Below are 19,655 nucleotides of genomic sequence, written 5' to 3' on the forward strand. Positions count from 1 at the left end.
TCAGGCACGGATGCTTGCTGCAGTCACGCCAGGTTGCAGCAGCGGCGCCTGCCGCTGCCGGTGTAGCGCATGTCGTGCACAACCGTATTGGGACTTCATTAAACCCCGAAAGCAAGCGCCGGCTGTCTGTCGATGCAAATCTTCAAATTTGCTCCATATTCGCAGCGTAGCGTGCGCATCCTCCGATCACTCCCGAGTGCGCCGTATGCGTTGCGTTGCTTCCTCCCGTTCTGCCGTGGTGCCGCGTCAGTGGCTGCTGGCCGCCATGATCACCGTCGCGCTGGCGGCGTGTTCGCCTGCGCAAGCGCCGCAGCAGCGGCAAGTGGAAGTGGGCGTGCAACGCATGGACGTGCAGCGCCTGGCGCTGGACCAGACGCTTCCCGGGCGCACCGTGGCCTATCAAAGCGCGCAGGTGCGCCCGCAAGTGGGCGGCATCCTGCGCAAGCGGCTGTTCACCGAAGGCGAGCAGGTGCAGGCCGGGCAGGTGCTGTACCAGATCGAGCCGGCGCCGTTCCAGGCCTCCTACGCGTCCGCGCAAGGCGAACTGGCGCAGGCCGAAGCGGCGGTGCTCTCGGCCAGGCCCAAGGCGCAGCGGTATCAGACGCTGGTCAAGCTGGATGCGGTCAGCCAGCAGGACGGCGACGACGCCACCGCCACCTTGCGCCAGAACGAAGCCGCAGTCACCGCGGCCAGGGCGGCGTTGCAGACCGCAAAGCTCAATCTGGATTTCACCCGCATCACCGCGCCGATCAGCGGCCGTATCGGCACCTCGAGCTTCACCCCGGGCGCGCTGGTCACCGCCGACCAGACCGATGTGCTCACCACCATCAACCAGCTCGATCCGATCTATGTGGATGTCAGTCAGTCCAGCGCGCAGCTGCTGCAGCTGCGGCGCAAGCTCGATGCCGGCCAGCTCAAGGCGGTCGATGGCAAGGCCGAGGTCAAGCTGTTGCTGGAAGACGGCACTGCCTACGCGCGCACCGGCACGCTGGAAGTGGTGGACACCGCGGTGGATGCCACCACCGGCACGGTGAAGCTGCGTGCGGTGATTCCGAACCCCGACCATCTGTTGCTGCCCGGCATGTACGTCAAGGCAGTGCTGTCGATGGCGGTCAACGAGCAGGCGATCCTGGTGCCGCAACAGGCCGTCACCCGCAACAGCAAGGGCGAGGCGGTGGCGATGGTGGTCGGCGCCGACGGCAAGGTGGCGCAGCGCGTGCTCAAGACCGGCGATGCGGTGGGCGATCGCTGGGTGGTCAGCGAAGGGCTGTCCGCAGGCGAGAGCGTGATCGTGCAGGGCCTGCAGAAGATCCAGGTCGGCATGCCGGTGAAGACGCGCGAGGTGAGCGCCACCACAGTTACCACAGCGGCAGCGCCGAATGCAGCCGCTGCAGCCGCACCTGCCGCCGCTGCGCGTGCGGCCACGCCGACGCCTGCAGCGCCGGCCAGCGCCACGCCCAAGGCCGACTGAGGAACTCCCATGGCTCGTTTCTTCATCGACCGCCCCATCTTCGCCTGGGTCATCGCCATCGTCATCACGCTGGCCGGCGCGATCTCGATCTTCTCGTTGCCGCTGGAGCAATACCCGGACATCGCACCGCCCTCGGTCACGGTCAGTGCGACCTATACCGGTGCCTCCGCAGAGACCGTGCAGAACTCGGTCACGCAGATCCTCGAACAGCAGATGACGGGCCTGGACAATCTGCTTTACATGTCCTCCAGCAGCAGCTCGGCGGGCACCGCGCAACTCACGCTGACCTTCGAGTCCGGCACCGACCCGGACACCGCGCAGGTGCAGGTGCAGAACAAGGTGTCGCAAGGCGAGGCGCTGCTGCCTGACGAGGTCAAGACCAACGGCGTGACCGTGACCAAGTCGGCCAGCGGCAGCATGTTCATGGTGCTGGCCTTCACTTCCGAAGACGGCAGCATGGACAGCACCGACATCGGCGACTACATGGTGTCCTCGTTGCAGGACCCGATCAGCCGCCTCAACGGCATCGGCAGCGTCAACGTGTTCGGTGCCGAGTACGCGATGCGCGTCTGGCTGGATCCGGAGAAACTGCACACCTACGCATTGATGCCCTCGGATGTCAGCAGCGCGATCGCCGCGCAGAACGCCGATGTCTCGTCGGGCGCGCTGGGTGCATTGCCGGCGCTGCAGGGCCAGCAGTTGAATGCCACAGTGACCTCGCGCAGCAAGCTGCGCACACCGGCGCAGTTCGAGAACATCGTGCTCAAGTCCGATGCCGGCGGCGCCACGGTCTACCTGCGCGATGTCGCGCGGGTGGAGCTGGGCTCGGAATCCTACGGCTCCAGTTCCAAGTTCAACGGCAAGGCCGCCTCGGGCATGGGCCTGCAGCTGGCGACCGGTGCCAATGCGCTGGACGCGGCCAAGCTGGTGGAAGCCAAGCTGGATGCACTCAAGCCTTATTTCCCGGCCGGCCTGAAGTACGAGGTCGCCTACGACACCACACCGTTCGTGCGCATCTCCATCGAGGAAGTGGTCAAGACCCTGATCGAAGCGATCGTGCTGGTGGTCGTGGTGATGTACCTGTTCCTGCAGAACTGGCGTGCCACGCTGGTGCCGGTGATTGCGGTGCCGGTGGTGCTGATGGGCACCTTCGGGGTGTTGTCGCTGCTGGGCTTTTCGATCAACACGCTGACCATGTTCGCGATGGTGCTGGCGATCGGCCTGCTGGTGGACGATGCCATCGTGGTGGTGGAAAACGTCGAGCGCCTGATGGCCGAGCAGGGCATGTCGCCGCGCGAGGCCACGCACACCTCGATGGACCAGATCACCAGCGCCCTGGTCGGCATCGCGCTGGTGCTCACGGCGGTGTTCCTGCCGATGGCCTTCTTCGGCGGCACCACCGGCGAGATCTATCGGCAGTTTTCGGTGACCATTGCCGCGGCGATGATCCTGTCGCTGGTGGTCGCGCTGACCCTGAGTCCGGCGCTGTGCGCCACCTTGCTCAAGCCCATCGACAAGGGCGGCCATGTCTCGCGCAAGGGCGCGCTGGGCACCTTCTTCACCTGGTTCAACACCCGCTTCGATCGCGGTACCGAGCGCTATGGGCGTGGCGTGGAGCGTGTGGTCGGCCATCGCAAGCTCGGCTCGCTGGTCTACGCGCTGTTGCTGGTGGTGCTTGGCCTGCTGTTCTGGCGGTTGCCCAGCGCGTTCCTGCCCGAGGAAGACCAGGGCATGCTGATGGTGATGTTCAGTGCGCCGGCCGGTGCCACCCAGCAACGCACCCAGCAGTCGATCGACCAGGCCACCGCGTTCATCCTCAAGCAGCCGGAAGTGCAGGGCATCATGACCATCTCCGGCTTCAGCCTGGCCGGCAGCAGCCAAAACTCGGGCATGGGCTTTATCCGCCTGAAGGACTGGGCCGACCGCGAGGGTTCGGCGCAGGAGGTGGCCCAGCGCATCACCGGCGCGATGATGATGACGCTGCCCGACGCGCAGGTGTTTGCATTGACGCCGCCGGCCATCAACGGGCTGGGCACCAGTTCCGGTTTCACCCTGCAGCTGCAGGATGCCGCCGGCAACGGCCACGAGGCGCTGGTGGAAGCGCGCAAGCAGTTGCTGCAGCTGGCCAACGGCAATCAGAACCTGACGGCGGTGCGCTTCAACGGCCTGGACGACGCGCCGACCTACCGCGTGCAGATCGACGATGCCAAGGCCGGCGCGCTGGGCGTGGCCGCAGCCGACATCAACACCACGCTCTCCACGGTGATGGGCGGGCGCTACGTCAACGATTTTCTCAACAACAACCGGGTCAAGCGCGTGTACGTGCAGGGCGAAGCGTCCGCACGCATGCTGCCCGGCGATATCGACCGCTGGTACGTGCGCAACAGCGACGCCGCCATGGTGCCGTTCTCCGCGTTCGCCAGCAGCGCCTGGGCGTATGCGCCGCAGGTGTTGACCCGCTTCAATGGCAGCGAATCGATGGAGATCACCGGCAGCGCCGCATCCGGCATCAGCTCGGGCGATGCGATGACCGCGGTCGCCGGCGAAGTGGACGGCATGGGCAAGGGCGTGGGCTACGCCTGGTCGGGCATGTCGTATCAGGAACAGGCCGCCGGCACCCAGACCTGGATGTTGTATGCGGTGTCGCTGGTGTTCGTGTTCCTGTGCCTGGCCGCGTTGTACGAGAGCTGGTCGATCCCGATCTCGGTGATGCTGGCGGTGCCGGTGGGCATCGTCGGCGCGCTGCTGGCGACCTGGATGCGCGGGCTGTCCAACGACATCTACTTCCAGGTCGGCCTGCTGGCAACGATGGGCCTGGCCGCCAAGAACGGCATCCTGATCGTGGAGTTCGCCAAGGAGCTGGAAGAGAAAGGCCAGCCCTTGATCGAGGCCACCCTGCACGCCGCACGCATGCGCCTGCGCCCGATCCTGATGACCTCGCTGGCCTTCATGCTCGGCGTGCTGCCGATGGTGATCAGCAGCGGCGCCGGCTCCGGCGGACGCCATTCGCTGGGCACCGGCGTGCTCGGCGGCACGCTGGCCTCCACCGTCCTGGGCATCTTCTTCGTACCGTTGTTCTACGTGATGGTGCGCAGCCTGTTTCCCGGCAAGGCGGCCGCGCACTCCCCCGTCGTTTCCACCTCCGAGGTAACGCCATGATGCGCACGACATCCCTCAGCCTGGCGGTGGCCTGTGCCATCGCATTGAGCGGCTGCGTCAGCATGGCGCCGCAATATGCGCGCCCGGATGCGCCGGTGCCCGGCGTGGTCGGCGACACCGGCAGCGTGACCCATGGCGACAGTGCCGATGGCAGCACTATCGCTGCGGGCCAGCTGGATTGGCGGCAGGTGCTGGTCGATGCGCGCCTGCAACAGGTGGTCGCACTGGCGCTGGACAACAACCGCGATCTGCGTGTGGCCGTGCTCAATATCGAGCAGGCACGTGCGCAGTACCGCATCCAGCGTGCGGACCTGTTTCCGGCGGTGGACGCTACCGTCTCGCACACGGCGCAACGTGCCGCAGCCGCGACCAGTTTCACCGGCGCGCCGCAGATCATCCGCAGCGCCACCGGGCAGGTGGGGATCAGCAGCTGGGAGCTGGACCTGTTCGGGCGTATCCGCAGCCTCAAGAACGAAGCGCTGGAAACCTATCTGGCCAGCGAGCAGACCCAGCGCAGCACCCGCCTGAGCCTGGTGGCCGAAGTGGCCAGCGACTGGCTCACCGTGGCCGCCGATCAGCAGCGGCTGGCACTTGCCCAGCAGACCCTGGAGAGCCAGCGCAAGACGCTGCGCCTGACCGAATTGCAGCACGACAACGGCATCGTCTCCGGGCTGGATCTGGCGCAGATCCAGACCAGCGTGGAAAGCGCGCGCGCCGATGTAGCCAGCTTCACCACCCAGCTGGCGCAGTCGCGCAATGCGCTGAACCTGGTCGTGGGCACGCCGGTACCGGCGGCGTTGTTGCCGGCTGCCGATGCGATCGAGAGCGGCGTGGCATTGGCACCGTTGCCGGCGCAGCTGGAATCGCGCGTGCTGTTGCAGCGCCCGGACGTATTGTCGGCCGAGCACACGCTCAAGGCCGCCAATGCTGACATCGGCGCGGCGCGTGCGGCGTTCTTCCCCTCCATCTCGCTGACCGGCAATGTCGGGCGCGGCAGCGATGCCTTGTCCAGCCTGTTCGATGGCGACCACACCTGGTCGTTCACGCCCAGCGTGAGCCTGCCGATCTTCCGCGCCGGCGCGCTGAAGGCCGAACTGGATGTGGCCAAGCTGCAGAAGGACATCACCATCGCCCAATACGAACTGGCGATCCAGACCGCCTTCAGCGAAGTGGCCGACGCGCTGGCCGAGCGCACCCAGCTGGACGAACGCATGGACGCGCAGCGCGCCCTGGTGGATGCGGCACAACGCGGTTTCACCCTGTCGGATGCGCGCTACCGCAACGGCGTGGACAGTTATCTGGTGGCGCTGGACGCGCAGCGCTCGCTCTACAGCGCACAACAGACCTTGATCAGCCTGCGGCTGACCGAAGCGAGCAACCGGGTGACCTTGTACAAGGTGCTCGGCGGCGGCGCCGATGCGCAATCGCAACCGCTGGCGCAACAGTAGCCCTGCATGGATGCACGAGCGCAAGCGCATGCGTCAGATCCGCAATGGCAGCGACAGTACCCGGATCAAAAGAAGCTGCTCAAACCGCACCTCATCGGGCAGCGCGTAGCGTGCTGCTCGCACTCATGCACCGACCATCTCGACTAGTCCTTGCCGCTCACCGTCGCGGGATCTTGCGCGGCGACCGACCCAAGAACGCACTCTGCGGCATGACATCGGCTGCTTATGCCCAATACCTAGCCAGCACGGATATCATCACCCTCAGGCTCTAAACTCGGTCGCTACTCAGGGCGGGGAGGCTTCGTGCCCACCAGAACGCGTGCCGTCGCTCAAATCCGATCAGGACCTCTGGGGTAACTGCGGAACAAGTCCTGCTCGGACTGCGACATCAGATAAGGTCGCACAAACGCCGACCGGGTGAGGTCCCGCAACTGCTCTTCATGTTGGGCGATGGCTTCGAAATCACAGAGTGTCGGGTAATGATGCAACAGCCGATAGCCTCCTGGCGCACGGACTTGGGCGCGGCTTGGTTGCCGGCGAGTTCCTTGAGAAACGCTCCGGATTGCAGCAGGTTGCGAGTGCGCTCGTCAGGTAGGCTCATGCGACTGCTTGCCAAGGCTAAGGAAGTCTTAGGTGTAGCGCTTAGTTCCGCTCGCGTGACACTTCCAGCGTGCAGCTGCAGGCACGGTACTTACACCACATCGCCTGGTCACCGGATGGCCTCGGAGGTAGCCGCCCGCCGAGATCACGTCAAGCCGCAGAAGGTCTGGGCTTTGGCCAAGAAGCTGGAGCTGTCGTAACGGAACATCCCGGCATGACGCCACGACGATGTTATCCCCAAGCCCTAACAAAATGCCGCGTTTTCCGTGCCCTGCTGCTGCACGATTTGCGCGATACAGACGGAATAAACGATCCTCCCTGGGATACTCGGCGGCGGCACGGTCTTGGTGTTCCGGTCCGCCCATCCATCCTCAGCGCAATCGCGTGAGATGAGCCACTTGCGCATCAAAGAAGGCTACGTCCTCGTCCACCAAGCGCCTCCAACTGATCTTGCCACCGAGTGTCGCTTCTAACGACGCAAGGGGATCTTGACCAAAACCCTGCTCTTCGAGTGATCGATAACGCACCTGAAACGCTGGGTCGTTCAGATGGCTTAGCTCGAAGAGCTTGACGGCGACCAACCCTGCGTACAGGTAGTTCGTCAGATACATTGGATCTTGATAGAACAGGCGCTTTGTCGCCCAAGTATTAGCCAATTCAGGATGGAGCTGAGTTCGCTGCTCATATCTGCTTAGCACGCGCATAGTCACCTTCGAGAGATCGGCAGCGCTTTTCAGGGTGTTCGTAGCGAACCCGTCATAGATGTCGCGCTCAAGCTGTGCTTCTTCTGCTGAGGTAAAGAGTTGAAGGGCCATGTCGTCGATCAACGACCGAAGATAGAACTCCCGCGCTTCCGGTGTCTCAGCCTCCTTGGCGAGTTTTTCTCTTAGAAGCAGTTCGTCCAAGATGGCGAAGGCTTCAATCATCCAGGATGGCCCGTTTCTGGCCAGAGGAGAGGTCTGAGCGTCATTCATCAGCTGCCCATGCACGGCATGCGCGGCCTCATGGATCAACTCGACATCGCTTTCAAGATCATCTCGGCGATAGCCCACATAAAGCACCGATGGAACACCAGGCGCCGTGATCGAGAACGCATCCATCGTTCTCGATCCCGGTGTAGATGACAAGTCCATGCGCCGCTCCCGCACATCGAGTACACGGGACAGCTGTTCAGCGTGATGCTCGCCGAGCGGAGCCATCGCACGCGTTGCAACCCGCCTGAGCTGATCAATCGTCAAATGATGTGAGAAATGACCGACCGGCGCAGCCATATCCCATGGCTTGTCACCTTTCATGGCTAGGTAGGCTTGCCAAGAGCCAGCGTGGCTTTCCATGGCAACGAGTGCATCACCCACTGCCTCGCGGGTCATTCCCATGGTGGCATAGTGTGCTTCGGGTGCACCGTTATAACCCTTGGCGACGGCCATCGTGTTCTCATTGTGAACAATGCCAATGAGCGTCTGCCCAAGAAGATCTGACTTGGAATCGATTCCTTTCCAGTAAGCGCGCCAGGCATCAGCACGGACAGCGCGATCCGGATCACCCATCAATGTCTTGTTGTCGAGAAAAGCGTGCAACCGCCCTTGGTGCGTCTCGATGGTCTCGAACGGCGTTGCTTCGAGTATGGAGGCATACTGTCTAGACAGCTGATCCACTTTGTCAGACGCCGCCTCAAAGGTCGCCATTTGGTCCGTTGCTGGCTTGTGATCGCGCGCGTGCTCGGCACGCTGTCTGAGGAAAGCATAGGGCTTTGTCCATGCTTCTTCGGGGGAGGATGAAAGCAATACGCCTCTTGCCTGAGTCGACGCCTCCTCACACAGCCCATCGACCTCACTGAGCGCTTGGCGAGACGAAGCATCGCTTGTATTTCTCGAACTCAGGAGTTCGTAATAGCTATGGTGCCTTAAGCACTTGCCGAAGAGGTCTTCAAAACGAGCGAAGCGCATTGATGCGTCGGAAGCCTTAAGGTCCCCCGTTGCCAACGCCAATGACCGTGCCAAAGTGCTTCGCTCAGCCTTTTCCACTTCTGCTGATGCGAAGAAGGCACGCTCGTCAGCCTCGTAGTTCTGGCGATTTGCCTCGGAAGCTTTCACATCACCAGCCAACATCACCATCAGACCAACGCAAATAAATAAAGCCGCCTTCAATCCAAGCATGACCGAATAAGCCGAAATGCTGATGGCTCTACTATACCGTGAATTATGCTGACCTCATCGTGACTACAGGCGCAGTCTTGGCCGCCTTTCGTGCGGGGAGCCAGGCGGCCAGTTGACCCAGCGCGCAAACCAGCACAAATCCACCAATAAGAAATCCACCAGGCACCTTCGGTGCGCCGTAGTTCAAGGATATCCACTGGCTAAGCGCCGCCGCCAAGCCGCTTCCGATCACCGCACCTGTACCTGTGAGCAGCATGTTCTCTGTCATGAAGTATTTGGTGATATCGACCGACCGGGCGCCCAAAGAACGACGGATGCCGATATTTCGGTAGCGCTGTCGAACCCACAAGCTCACCAAACCATAAACCCCGATTCCCGTAACGACCAACAATGAGGCGCCTGCCGCCAAGAAGAGGTAAGCCATCATCCGATCGCGCCGGAAGTAGCCTTTACGAAGCTCTTCGTAGCTCATAACGCGAGGTATCATCCGATTTCGATCCAAGGTTCGGAGCCCGGTCTCTGCCTGGCTCAACAGATCTACCAGACGATCGGGCTCGGCACGGATGGCATAGATAACGCGTTTGGCGTCTGGAACAAGCGGAAGGAGCATGGACACATCGTTGCCCTGCCCGCTTCCGAGAAGAGGACGAGCGATATTTTCAGCAACTCCAACAATGTGAACGGGGTGGTCCCCATCCACAAATATCGCCTTGCCAAGTGCACTTTCACCAGGAAACAATGTGTTGGCAAGTCCTTTCGAAATAATGACCTCACCGGCATGGTAAAGACCAGCATAGTCGTCACTGGCAGCCATGGGAACATAAGCATCGGAGGAAAAATCCCGTCCTGCCGTAAGCGTCAAACCAAGTGTTTGGAGCGCACCCGGTGAAACACTGTAAACCGAGGGCTCGGCCTCAATCAGTCCACGAAGATCATTCCTATCAAGAATCTTATTGGTGATGCCTACCGTCCAATTATTCTGACTTAACGGCAGTGCTTCAACCGCCGCAACGCTTTGGATTCCAGGAATTTCACTCAAAAGTTGCAAATCCGCCGACACTTTAGAGCGCGCGTTGTCGCTGCCGTCCCCCAGGAACTCGGTCTCAACAATGCCCAGTCCATCTTCGCGTAATCCCGTCTGGTAGGTTAGAAGCTCAACGCGATTGGCCAACAAAGATGAAACGTTACTAATAACTGCCGTGGTGATGATGATCTGCAATAGGAAGACTGCTGAAATCAACCGATGCCTTTTCAGGCTTCGCGCAATAACCGGGATCTGCGAGACACTCATTCTGCCACCTTGATCTGCATAGCCACGCGACCAGAAGCTGTGCGGAATGCCGGTAGCGCGGCAGCAGCAAGACTTGATAGGCAGGCGAAGGCCAAGGTGCCTGCACCCATGGTCAAATCCATATGTGCTAATGCGGCGTAGTCTTCCGGCTGCCCCCGGATCATCGACAATCCAACCTGGCAAACGATTAGTGCGCCCAATCCACCGAACACGCCGATCAGGAGCGATTCCGTGCACAGCTGGGCCAGGATATCGACTCTGCGAGCGCCCAACGCACGCCTTACCGCCACTTCGTGGGTTCGCTTGATGAATCGTGAGAACAGCAACGCACAGATATTGACCATGCAAACAGTCAGGAAGCCAATTGCCAGAGCAAGTTGTAGCTTCACATCATCTGGAACCACCTGACGGCGGATCAAATAATCTTCAAGTTCCTCCAAACGGACAGGACTCCGTCGCTCGAAGCGACCCGTGTCTGCTTGTTGGTCGACATAACTTTGAAGCTGCTCGGCATAACGCCCTTGCTCAGCATGATCTTCGAGATAAACCCAAAGCTGCAGCCAAGCGGTGGAGGGACTTTCCATCTTGTTTGCGTCACCCCCTTGTCCCCACGAGAACATGCTAGAACTGACGCTGAGACGTGAGTCAATCGCAGTGTGTAGCGGGATGTAAAAGTCGTCTTGTCCTTTGAAGGTATCCTTCTGCAAATCGGTGTGGAAACGAGGCATGGGGGCCCAATCCCGAGCAATCCCAATGATTTTGAAAACTCTTGGACCAAGTTGAAGTTGTCGCCCGACCTCGCCGGCTTGCCCTAGACGTCTCTTGAATGACTCGCTGATCACCACGAGATCCGCACGTGACTGCTCTTCCTCGTTAGTCCAGTTGCGCCCTTGGCTGAGTCCTATTCCGAACATCGGGAAAATATCAGGGGTTGCATACTGCCCATCAACAAGGAATGGCGATTCCACACCATCCTGGGCATTCACGAGCAAATGACCTGTGGCCATCGCTGCACTGTATTGAGCAGGCAGTCGCCGCATAATCTCCTTCGCATCCGTCCAAGTTACTGAATTTCTGGGATCAAGCGAAGGCTTCACTTCATAAGATCGAGGCAGCGGATCGAAGTAGGGATGGAACAGATGTGCGCTACGCCCTGGCATTGGGTCCCACGAAAGCACCCGAACCACAGTGAGCATCGTCATGCTTGCGCCAACCCCCAGTGCAAGGGCGATAACCAGAGCAAAGGTCATCGTCTTCGAGGCTAAGAGGTTTTGTCTCGCCAGATTGACGTAGTAGCTGAACATTTGGGCCTTACATTTAGTGGAAGAACGTCGCGCCGGCAGCCTGGATGTCGATTGGCTCAATTCTCAACCAAGCTGTGCTGTTCTGTGCGCGATCGTGGGTTTCGATGAGATGCATGAGACGAAACGAAGATCGCCTGACCTTCCCCTCCACGTGTTGAATTTGATCCTCGTTGAGTCCTTTGGCAAGCCCAGCAGGCAAGCGTCCCTGGTTGAGATGTTCGACAATCCGTTCGAGCGCTAGGTAGCTCAGCCGATGCGTTGAGGCACTATCGATGAAGACGGACGAAGTCTCACGCATGACCGGGAGGAAAGCACTTAACAAGGCTTGGATGCTTTCCGGCGAGTGGTTGAAGTCGGAGAAGACCATATCGACGCCCGCCTGGAAAGCATCATCTGATACAACTTTCTTCATCGAGATATCGTCTCGGTGGACGACTACATGCTCCTCGACCCCAACCCACTTCATCAAGCTATGAATGAAGGCGTTGAAACCATCCAGGCCCTCTTCAAGTCGTGCGAAGGAGGCAAGCGGCTCCGTTAGCCCACTGAGGAACTTTTGCGAAGGCTCACTGATGTAATGCGATCCGTTATCGTAGGTGTGCAGAGTACCCTTTCCCGTCTCCTTCATGGCGGCAGCCATCCAAGCGGTGGATACACCAAGACCTGTCCCCAACTCCACGACCACCGCTGGCTTCTCCCGTTTGACTAAGCTGTAAAGTAAAACGCAAAGATCTTCGCTCCCGTAGAGCCATCCGATCTCCTCGCGAATTCGGAGAAGCTGTTCAATGGACGATCCGAGGCGCAGCATCGGTGTTGCTCCCTAAATTATTGAGATTGTCGGATGCAAGCCAAGCGACGAGCATCGCTCGAAATGCGGGTTCTTCCGCCACTGATAGGAGGTGCGGCGAGAACGCATAGAAGCGCAAACCTTGGTCTTCCGCATAAAGAAGCACTTCACCGGCCTCAGCCCGGAAAACGCGCCGCGCGACCTCGGCTACTTCATTGACTCGACTCAGATCAACCTCAACGCGCTCACGAGGCCAAAGGACCTCTACCGCACTTCCAACGAAGTAAGCAATCAGCGGAACCCCGACCGGAGCTTCCACAAAAAACTGATGACGCCTCGCCTCATCGGGGCTTAAGTGACGTTCAATCTTCCAGTCAAACAGTGACCAGACAGACTTTTGAAGCGGACCCGTCATCGCTGAGATGTCAGGATGTTCGTAGCCAAAGCCATACTCGAAGTGTGGCGTAGGCAGATCAGGCAAGGATCGCTTCATCTCAAACCACTGAGCATTCAAGGGCAAGAGCGATCGCGACACTCCTCTAACCCCAGTGTCATAGGACACCGCGCTCCCAAGCCTCAACAAGCCCTGCAAACGGATATGGAACCAGCGCTCATCCACACCCCAAGCAGCCAAGCACGAGGAAAGCTCCGTGCCGGCCAGCGCAAAGGCGCGATTGATGATCTTGGATCCGGCGAAGATCTTCTCGATATCGGCCGTTGTGGCCATTCTGAGAATCTCAGGCCAGTCTTGGCGAGCCAAGAGCGGAATTAACTGATCGACATGGACGCAAGCCACATCTGACTGTGTCGATCTTAATGCCTGCAAGGCAATCGGATCCTGTCGGTCCGAGTAGAGGACTACGGTCTTTGCTTTCATGCTGCTGCCTCGTATCCGTACTCGCGCTGCATGTCAGACTGCATCATGTCAATCATCGTGCCGATGTCTTCATTGAGCGGCGCAGTGGACATCAAGCGCTGGCTCAGTGGTTGTTGGATCAAGAACCCGGATGCGCAGACAGCTAGTCGTTTGTGCACATGCTGGACCGCCTCATCGGTGAGCCACATTGCTGCTGCCAAGTGACTCTTCAAGAGGCGATGGCAGATGTAGTAGACGAACACAGCGTGAATAAATGACGAGTTCGGAATCTGATTTCCGGACCAGGGCGAAACTACCCGGTGCTTGTAGTCGTTTGCGACAAAAAATCCGTGAGCAAGCTCCCACGCGGCAAGGAAATTGTGGGTGCTCTCATGCATAATGCTTTCCATGCATGCTTCAACACTGAGTTCATCGCGGTGAATGTTGAGCAGTCGCAGCGACCCCGGTTGCCTCGGCACATGCTCCGACCCGTAGTGCTTTGGCCCCAGGTCAGATCGCTCTTGGGACTTACGCACGACAATGCGTCTGACGAAATTTCGAATTATCAGCCCATAAAGTGGCTCTGCTTGGTCAATCAACCGCAAGCTTTCAGCGATCTTGGCCCGAACCGCGTGGCGCTCGAGGTCGTCGAGCGGTAAATAGGTCTGGCTGAGCACCCCAGAGCGCGGTTCATAGTTCGTAGCGACAGGGCTATCGAAGTCAACTGCAATGCAGTCACCTACACTTTGGACCCTTTCAAGGCCCCAGCCACCAGAGCTCGACCTGGCGGCGTAGGCGTCGCCAAGTGGGCTGTATAGGTACCATTGGCGCGACTCAGCCAAGTACTTGCTCACGCGCCCTTTTGCCAGCTCATCAATCGCATGTTCGCGGCAAACAAGATCATGGAGTAGCGCGAAATTTCGCGCCAATTCCAACTCATCTTGCTGGTCGCCGATTCCTGAGCTGAGCTTGCGCTGCGCAGCCTCAATGGCCAAGTAGCATTCGCAGAACTCTGAACTCAGAAGAAGGCGCGCCTGGCGGTCAGGTGGCATGGATGTATAAAGATGGTAGATCGCCTCTAGAAATCTTTCATCTTTCCTGGTTTTTAGCGCTTCTTGTAGACGCATGCGCATGCGATTTAACCTTGCCCACATGATGCCTTCCATCACCTCCCCGGCATGAACGGATGCTGTGGTGAGTTCCATGAGGCATAGGGGGCGCTCTATGACAACACCCGAGCTGCTCAATACGGCGTTCATTGCACTTCACTCCCTGCGAAGTTCATGGCCTACACCGAGGAGCCTTAGCTGGCTCCTCGGCGATCTCGCTTAGATCAAACGTCAAAACGACCAGATTCGCTTTGCCGATCGGCCGTCGTTGCCGAAGCAATGGCGTGGTGGTGGTGGGAGCCAATCGAATCGTCGTGATGACCGTCCGCCGCAGCGAGAAGGTTGCTAGCCTTCGCGGTTTTGTCGAACTCATCCATCGCCAGGTCGTTGAGCGAGGTCATGGATGCGGCGGCTTCAAGCGCAGTGTTAGTTCTCTGATCGCCGGCGGTTCCAGCCATGGCGGCACCCGCGGTAGAACCAACAACGAGCAAGGTCAATGCGGACAGGGTCTTGGTGAGATGGCGATGGTCATTCATGGCGAGCTTATAGTCCTTTAATATAGGTCAGAGATGGACGATCAAACATCGAAGCGTGAAGCTGCGTCTGTCGGCTTCACACCTTCGGTGCTGGCGATGGTGTGATGGTGGTGGGAACCGATCGAATCCGAATGGTGACCATCGGCAGAAATCAACAGCGATTCGGACGAGGCAAATTCTGCCATCCGCAGGTCTTCCAGATCGGCATTGATCGCCGTCGCAAATTCCAGGTTCTGAGTCGCCATGGGGGCGGGTTCCGCCGCCGCAGCGGAGCCCGCTGCACCCGCAATGATCAGCGTCAGCGACGAAATCGTCTTGGTGGTGATGCTCTTGCTCATATTGATCCTTCCTTTGGCATTGAGAGTTGCGCAATGAAGACCTTGACCTCGACTTCACCCGCCACCTGATGTAAAGCCAGTTGAAAGGGTCAATCAAACCTTTTGCTGCGCAGCGCACAGCAGCGCCCTGAGCAGCACGGCGCACTTCATCTCAGAGGTAAAACTCGGCCTTTTCCAAAAGCGCCACGACGCTTGCCAGAAAAGAAACGGGAAGGTGCTTGGAAAGAGCTAGCATTTGGCTCTCCAGTGTCGCCCTCGAGCTACTGGTCGCAAGCGCTGATAAGGCATTTTGCTCTCCACCTGTCAACCAGTCGATGGTGACGTCCAAAGCCAGACTGAGTGAGTGCAGATGTTGGAGATTGGGGGTAAAGCCATCATCCCTCTCCCAATGACCAATCGTTGCTCGATTAACACCTAGCAACTTCGAAAGCTCTGTTTGGGATAGCCCTCGATCATTTCGCGCTTTCCGGATGCGTGCTGCGATCAGATTGGTCACGTGGCCACCTCCTTGTGCGGTTCGTTGCCTTATCTATATGACAAAAAGTCACTTGGACGCAAGTTGCGTGTCCAGGGAGCTTCTGTCGAGTGCATGCTAGGGCATGAAGCTTGGTCAGAGTCGCATAATTCAAGCTGACTACCTTTTTGCGAGCTGGCTAGCTTTTGGCGCGAACCGTTCGGTAATCCCCCATTTATAGCAGTGGCCAAAAGTGGAGCTATGCGGCCATGGCCAACTTTGCCATGGCAGCAATCGGTATGAGCGCCAGTGCATTGCGCTATTGCCCGCGCGAAGACCGCAATGGCGAACTGCGCGATCGCATTGTTGTGCTGGCGCATCGTCATCGCCGCTGTGGCGTAGGGATGATCTATCTCGAGCTGCGACAGGAAGTGCGCATCGTGAACTACGAGCGTGTAGAGCAGCTGTACCGCGAGCAGTAGCTGCAAATCCGCCGCCGCAAGCGCGAGACAGTGCCGGTGGGCGAGCATCAGCCGCCATTGCGGCCAGCGCAGCCAACCAGGTGTGGTCAATGGACTTCGTGTTCGACCGCACTGCCGAACGGGCGGGTGATCAAGTGTCTGGTGATCGTGGGCGACGCGACACATGAAGCGCTCGCCATCGACGTGGAGCGCGCGATCCCCAGGCACGGGTAACTCGCGTGCTGGATCGGTTGGCACACAGTCGCGGTTTGCCGAAGGTGATCTGCACTGACAACGGCAAGGAATTTTGCGGCAGGGCTATGGTCGCCTGGGCGTGGCGTGCAGTTACGACTGATCCAACCGCGCAAGCCGAACCAGAACGTCTACGTCGACAAACCCGAAGATCATTCGCTCTAAGAACCAACGTACCCACACCGTTGAATCACCTCTCAAGGCAATCAAGATTCGGTGAACGTAGGAGTTGTGTTGGCCGCCAACACGCTACGTGTTCCTACGCATGCTGCGATGGCCGACGCAGACGCCGGCCATCGCATTGCACATTGCTAGAACCGCATCACTTCGCCGCGTTGGCGTTCATCACTGCATTGCGGCTGGCATCCAGGTACTGCGCCGGGTCGCGCATGCCTGTGGTATGGCATTGCCCGGTGGTGTGGCCGCGATTGACGCCGCCCGGCAGCTGCGCGTTGACCTGCTCCACGGTGCCATCTTCCGGGTCGTTCAGTACCAGGTCCGAGGCCGCGTTGCAGTAGTCGTTGGTGTACCAGTTGGTCTTGGCGAACGAGGTCGTGTAGTAGTTGACCTTGGCACGCGCATCGGCCGGAATACCGGCCAGCCAGGCTTTGGCGCCGTCGTAGGTCATGTCGGTATTGGTGCCGCAACCCACGCCGAACCACGAGCCCACCGCCGCCAGAATGCCGGACAGATTGGTGCCCTGGTACGGCGTGCCGACCGACTGCATCACCCGCCCACCCATGGCGTTATCCAGCCCGCTCCAGTAGTAGGTATACAGATGCAGCGCGGCCATGCCGCCCTGGCTGTGCGCCACCGTCGCGAACGAGGACCACTGACTGGCGAACTGCGCCAACCGCTGTGCGAACTGGTCGTTGCTGCGGTTCTGTTTGGCATCAAGGAACGAGGACGCATTGGTGAACTGCGCCTGCGGCCACACGCCGTTGGAGCAATAGCCATGCACCAGCACCAGTTGTGACCCCGCGGCCTGCGGTTGCGCCATCGCAGTGGCACGGGCCAGCGTCGTCGGACGTGGCCCCATGCGCATGCTTTCGTCGATCGCAGCGGCAGAGCGCGCAATGCTGGCGCGGCGCAATGCGGGCAGCTGCAAGGGCAGCGTGTCGGCCTGTACCAGCGGGATGTAATGGTCCGGGTCTTCGATGCGCAGCCCGCGCAGCGTAAACGGCGCACGCGCACCGGCACGCGCGACCCAGCGCTCGTCCAGGCTCAACGGCAGCTGGCCTTGCTGCGGCGTCAGCATGCCGCCGATCCACGCCACCGGCACGTCCTTGCCCTTGGCATCGGTGCCCCAAACCTGGCCAAACACGCGGTAATGCGATGGTGCCTTGCCGCGCGCGGCAATCGGCAAGGCAATGCTGAGCCGGGTGCCGTCGGCAGCGCGTGCGCTGAGTGCGTTGCCGAGCAGACGCAGGGAGGTATCCAGCACCGGCAACACATGCTCGCTGGTGCGCACGAACGGCTGCCCGGCCTGGTCGCGACCGCGCACGATCACCTGTGCAATCCAGGTGCCTTCGGCTGTCGGTTGGAACGTGCCGCCATACACGCCATCGCCGGCAGCACCGTCGTCGTGCTGCCCGTCATCGGCCATCGGCAGCGTGCGGATGCCGCCTTGCGGGTCGATCACACGCAGGCTCGCTGTCTCGATCTGCCCCGCCTGCGCGGCCAGCAAGCTCGCGCCGGCTGCATCGTTGCCGCTGAGCAAGGCGTTGAGCGTCAGCGACTGGCCGACCTGCTGCCGACGATGGCGCGGGTACGAGGCCAGCTGCGTGTGCGCATCGCCTTCCATCAGCACATACCCGCGTTGCGCCACCGGCGCCGACGATTGCAGGGTCAGCGCCCAGTTGCCGTTCTGCGCGGACTCCACCGCGTAACGCATGCCGCTGGTGCCGCTCTCGGCGCTGCCCAACAGTGTACGTTGTGCCTGCAGCTGCGGTGCAACAGCAGCTGCACGTGCGCCGGCAACGCGTGGTGCAGTCACCGCCGCCTCCCACGGCTGGTCGCCGGCCAGCACCATGAAACGCAGATGGCCGTTTTCCACCGGCAAGGTGCCTTGCCAGCGTGCGGACTTGCCGGCCGGCGCCAACTCCACCGGCAGCAAGGCGCTCTTGGACAGGATCGCCGACTCGGCCGGATCGGGTGCGCGCATCTGCGCGAACTCCTCCGGTGGGCCAGCCAGTTGTTTGGGTTGCAGCTCGGCCGCGGCAAGCGGCGTGGAGACCAGCGACAGGGTGCACAGCAAGGACAACAGCGACGGCTTCGGCATGGCGACATCTCTCCTTGAACGTTGCAGAAGCGATGCCGCCGCGCATGGCAACGGCATCGGATGCAGCGCCCCCTCGCCGCGATTCGCCGATGGTTATACCGCGCGCTTGTGACAGGTCTGCTGTGCGCTGCAACACCTCACGCGCAGCAAACAAAACTCCACAACTAAAAAGTACAGACTGTGACGGGGGTCGTGGACATGTCGATGTCCACGACGCATCGCCGGATGAAAGTCAGAGGTCTGCAGATGCTGCGCAGGCGCCGGATTTGGCGGGTTTCAGTCCGCCCGGCCGCGTGCGGTAAGGGAGCGATACTGCTCCACCCACGCGACAGTCTGCGCGATGCCGCCAAACGGGTAGAAGTGCATGCGGACCTCGCCGTGCGCATCAGTCAGGCCAGTGGCCAGCCGTTCCACAAAACGATCCGGCCCTGCGGTGCCCAACAGCTTGCCGAGCGAGATGCCGTATTTGGACAGCATCGATGCGCATGCGCCGACACCGCAGCTGGCGGCATAGCGTGCGAGCACCGCCACGCCGGCAGGACCGGGTACGCCCACACGTACGGGATGTGCAATGCCGTGCGCGCGCAGCGCCTGCAACCACGTCAGCACGATGTCGGCATCGAACGCGAACTGGGTGACGATCAGCGGCGCCATGCCGCGCTCGGTGATGCTGCGACACTTGCGCTGCAGCACCTCCCATCGATCGGCTGCAGGCATGCTTGGATGCCCTTCCGGATGCCCCGCCACGGCGATGGTCCGGATGCCGTTGCGCTCAAAGACCCCGGTATCGATCAGCGACAAGCTGTCCGGAAACGGCCCGAGCGGAGCAGGCGGATCGCCCGCAATCACCAAACAGCGCTCGACGCCGGCGTCATCGACGGCGCGGCTGACGAAGGCGTGCAGCTGCTCGCGCGAGGCGATACGGCGCGCGGACAGGTGCGGCATCGGCTGAAAGCCGAGTGTGCGCACCATCCGTGCCGCGGCCAGCCGCGCGTCGTCGTCCTGGTTGGGCAGGTAGGGGATTGCAATGGTTGCGCCACGCGTGATCCGGGGCGCCGCTGCAGCCAGCCCGGCAATGTGCTTTGCGCTGACCTCCAGCGAATAGGCATCGGTGATGGTGCCGGCGAGGCTGGGCGTGTCCGGGTCGATCAA

General features: G+C 60.6%; 15 protein-coding genes and 1 pseudogene. 4 read left to right on the plus strand and 12 right to left on the minus strand.

Features of this window, described 5'->3' with window-relative positions; genetic code table 11:
* Positions 1–205 precede the first annotated feature (205 nt).
* The 3 genes from ACCQ04_RS01580 to ACCQ04_RS01590 are packed head-to-tail and all read left to right on the plus strand — an operon-like array spanning position 206 to position 6,078.
* On the plus strand, positions 206–1,471 hold the full coding sequence (locus ACCQ04_RS01580) for an efflux RND transporter periplasmic adaptor subunit (protein ID WP_372358634.1): 1,266 nt from the start codon (positions 206–208) through the stop codon (positions 1,469–1,471).
* Positions 1,472–1,480: 9 nt separating this feature from the next.
* Entirely contained in the window at positions 1,481–4,630 is a 3,150-nt protein-coding gene (locus tag ACCQ04_RS01585; protein WP_372383684.1) for an efflux RND transporter permease subunit, read from the plus strand.
* Positions 4,630–6,078: an efflux transporter outer membrane subunit gene (locus ACCQ04_RS01590; RefSeq protein ID WP_226427007.1), complete on the plus strand. Its 1,449-nt coding sequence runs from the start codon at positions 4,630–4,632 to the stop codon at positions 6,076–6,078. The genes ACCQ04_RS01585 and ACCQ04_RS01590 overlap by 1 nt, the downstream gene beginning before the upstream one ends.
* A 388-nt stretch (positions 6,079–6,466) precedes the next feature.
* Here ACCQ04_RS01590 and ACCQ04_RS01595 read toward each other — a convergent pair whose 3' ends face one another.
* The 10 genes from ACCQ04_RS01595 to ACCQ04_RS01640 form a co-directional block, all read right to left on the minus strand.
* A complete protein-coding gene (locus ACCQ04_RS01595; protein ID WP_308632381.1) occupies positions 6,467–6,679 on the minus strand; it encodes a BPSL0761 family protein in 213 nt (70 codons plus the stop codon).
* 370 nt (positions 6,680–7,049) lie between these two features.
* Complete coding sequence (locus ACCQ04_RS01600) at positions 7,050–8,834, minus strand: M3 family metallopeptidase (RefSeq protein ID WP_226427006.1); 1,785 nt, start codon at positions 8,832–8,834, stop codon at positions 7,050–7,052.
* Positions 8,835–8,877: 43 nt separating this feature from the next.
* Complete coding sequence (locus ACCQ04_RS01605; RefSeq protein WP_065033090.1) at positions 8,878–10,125, minus strand: ABC transporter permease; 1,248 nt, start codon at positions 10,123–10,125, stop codon at positions 8,878–8,880.
* A complete protein-coding gene (locus ACCQ04_RS01610; protein WP_226427005.1) occupies positions 10,122–11,429 on the minus strand; it encodes an ABC transporter permease in 1,308 nt (435 codons plus the stop codon). Before ACCQ04_RS01610 ends, ACCQ04_RS01605 begins: the two co-directional genes overlap by 4 nt.
* A gap of 13 nt (positions 11,430–11,442) precedes the next feature.
* Positions 11,443–12,237, minus strand: coding sequence for a class I SAM-dependent methyltransferase (locus ACCQ04_RS01615; RefSeq protein ID WP_065033088.1), 795 nt, complete (start codon positions 12,235–12,237; stop codon positions 11,443–11,445).
* Positions 12,212–13,093 (minus strand): hypothetical protein, encoded by an 882-nt coding sequence (locus tag ACCQ04_RS01620; protein WP_226427004.1) that lies wholly within the window; start codon positions 13,091–13,093, stop codon positions 12,212–12,214. Before ACCQ04_RS01620 ends, ACCQ04_RS01615 begins: the two co-directional genes overlap by 26 nt.
* Positions 13,090–14,331 carry a hypothetical protein gene (locus ACCQ04_RS01625; RefSeq protein WP_372358635.1) on the minus strand — a complete coding sequence of 414 codons (1,242 nt, stop codon included), beginning with the start codon at positions 14,329–14,331 and terminating at the stop codon, positions 13,090–13,092. Before ACCQ04_RS01625 ends, ACCQ04_RS01620 begins: the two co-directional genes overlap by 4 nt.
* Before the next feature lie 74 nt (positions 14,332–14,405).
* A complete protein-coding gene (locus ACCQ04_RS01630; protein ID WP_039813912.1) occupies positions 14,406–14,717 on the minus strand; it encodes a hypothetical protein in 312 nt (103 codons plus the stop codon).
* 41 nt (positions 14,718–14,758) lie between these two features.
* On the minus strand, positions 14,759–15,055 hold the full coding sequence (locus tag ACCQ04_RS01635; protein WP_039513226.1) for a hypothetical protein: 297 nt from the start codon (positions 15,053–15,055) through the stop codon (positions 14,759–14,761).
* Between the two features lie 151 nt (positions 15,056–15,206).
* Positions 15,207–15,551 carry a helix-turn-helix domain-containing protein gene (locus ACCQ04_RS01640; RefSeq protein WP_026064830.1) on the minus strand — a complete coding sequence of 115 codons (345 nt, stop codon included), beginning with the start codon at positions 15,549–15,551 and terminating at the stop codon, positions 15,207–15,209.
* A gap of 239 nt (positions 15,552–15,790) precedes the next feature.
* On the opposite strand from ACCQ04_RS01640, the pseudogene ACCQ04_RS01645 reads away from it, so the two are divergent.
* Positions 15,791–16,363 (plus strand): annotated as a pseudogene (locus ACCQ04_RS01645) (DDE-type integrase/transposase/recombinase); the annotation flags it as partial.
* A 181-nt stretch (positions 16,364–16,544) separates the two neighbouring features.
* On the opposite strand, the gene ACCQ04_RS01650 reads toward ACCQ04_RS01645, so the two are convergent.
* On the minus strand, positions 16,545–18,503 hold the full coding sequence (locus ACCQ04_RS01650) for a choice-of-anchor X domain-containing protein (protein WP_226427002.1): 1,959 nt from the start codon (positions 18,501–18,503) through the stop codon (positions 16,545–16,547).
* A 276-nt stretch (positions 18,504–18,779) separates the two neighbouring features.
* Positions 18,780–19,655 carry a methylenetetrahydrofolate reductase gene (locus tag ACCQ04_RS01655; protein ID WP_255618488.1) on the minus strand — a complete coding sequence of 292 codons (876 nt, stop codon included), beginning with the start codon at positions 19,653–19,655 and terminating at the stop codon, positions 18,780–18,782.

Source organism: Xanthomonas sp. NCPPB 2866 (assembly GCF_041475745.2).
GTDB classification, from domain to species: Bacteria; Pseudomonadota; Gammaproteobacteria; order Xanthomonadales; family Xanthomonadaceae; genus Xanthomonas; species Xanthomonas arboricola.